The sequence below is a fragment of the Cupriavidus phytohabitans genome (genome assembly GCF_000426345.1).
GTDB lineage: Bacteria > Pseudomonadota > Gammaproteobacteria > Burkholderiales > Burkholderiaceae > Cupriavidus.
The window spans coordinates 1-1,155 of record NZ_AUFE01000251.1 but is presented as its reverse complement, the minus strand read 5'-3'; the positions used below and the strand labels follow the sequence as shown (position 1 = coordinate 1,155).

Genomic DNA, 1,155 nt, shown 5'->3' with positions numbered 1-1,155 from the left:
GTCCTCGCTCAGGTCCTGGCCAACCCAACTGACCGGCTCCCTGTTCAATAACCCGCAGGGTGTGGCACTTCGCTCTTGAAACCGCCCAGTTCCATGGGTGATGGTGAGGTTCCGTGTCGAAGCGGCTGATCGGCTACACTCAGAGGTCACAGGCTGCTTCGCACGCCAGTGCATTTTCTCAAAAAAGAATGTGAGGACTCAGCGCCATCATTCGTTCAAGCCGGTGACGCCCAATCTCGATGAGATACTCATTGCCACATCGCGTACAGGTTTCGCAAAGGTTTCCGAATAGCGAGACGTGGGCATTGTAAGTGTGACGGCGCCAGCGAGTTCTCTTGCAGCATTGAAAACAGGAGCTGATATGCCGCTGAGCTCCGATACGCGATCTCCGACTAGCATAGCAATGCCATCTTTACGAATCCGATCGTAGATTTCCCCTTGCTCACCGGAATAGGCCAGCAGTACGCGGCCGCCAGCGCCGCGATCAATAGGGAGGATCTCACCCGCCCGTATGTGATCGCGAACCAGCTGTGGGGAGTCAACTCGATAGAGGCAGAGACGGAACTCCTTTTGTCGTACATAAAATGCAGCGCTCTCCTTGGTTTGTTCTGTGAGTTCACGCAGCGCCGGCATAACGATCTCTTCGAGCGAAAATGACGACGCGTAGATTGCATAAAGACGCGCGATTTGTGGGCCGAGGCAGTAGGTCCCATCTGTTCTACGTTGAACATAGCCCTTGTGTTGCAAGGAGGCTAGCAACCTCAGTACGGTGCTTTTATAAAGCCTTGTCTGTTTCGCTATCTCAGTCAGTGAGAGCGAAGCAGATTGTGGTGTGAACACGTCAAGCAAGGACAAAGCGCGGTCCACACTTGAGGCACCTCCGGGCGCCGAATTTTCGTCATAAATTGATGTGTTTTGTGGCTTGCGTGGCATCGTTGGATAAAGAGAGATGCAGCTGTTGACCTCGTAAAGGCGGTACCTTAAACTGAATCAAATTGTCGTCATTACATGCGGAAATCCTTGCCGTGTCAACAAAATGACGCTCTTTTTTAGGGAACCGCTGATCAATGGGGTCGGGGAGCAGCTATGCAGGTAAGCGCGACCTTGGTTTTCGTAATGTGAGAGAAGAAGGCCAATTCAGGACGATATTTGCCT

General features: G+C 52.4%; 1 protein-coding gene. It reads right to left on the bottom strand.

Annotated features, from left to right (window positions below):
• Positions 1-207: 207 nt before the first annotated feature.
• A complete protein-coding gene (locus tag K309_RS41420; protein WP_084402729.1) occupies positions 208-933 on the bottom strand; it encodes an IclR family transcriptional regulator in 726 nt (241 codons plus the stop codon).
• Positions 934-1,155: the final 222 nt, after the last annotated feature.

Coding starts and splice junctions, on each gene's coding strand:
- K309_RS41420 (WP_084402729.1), bottom strand. CDS start 933: ATGCCACGCAAGCCACAAAACACATCAATTTATGACGAAAATTCGGCG.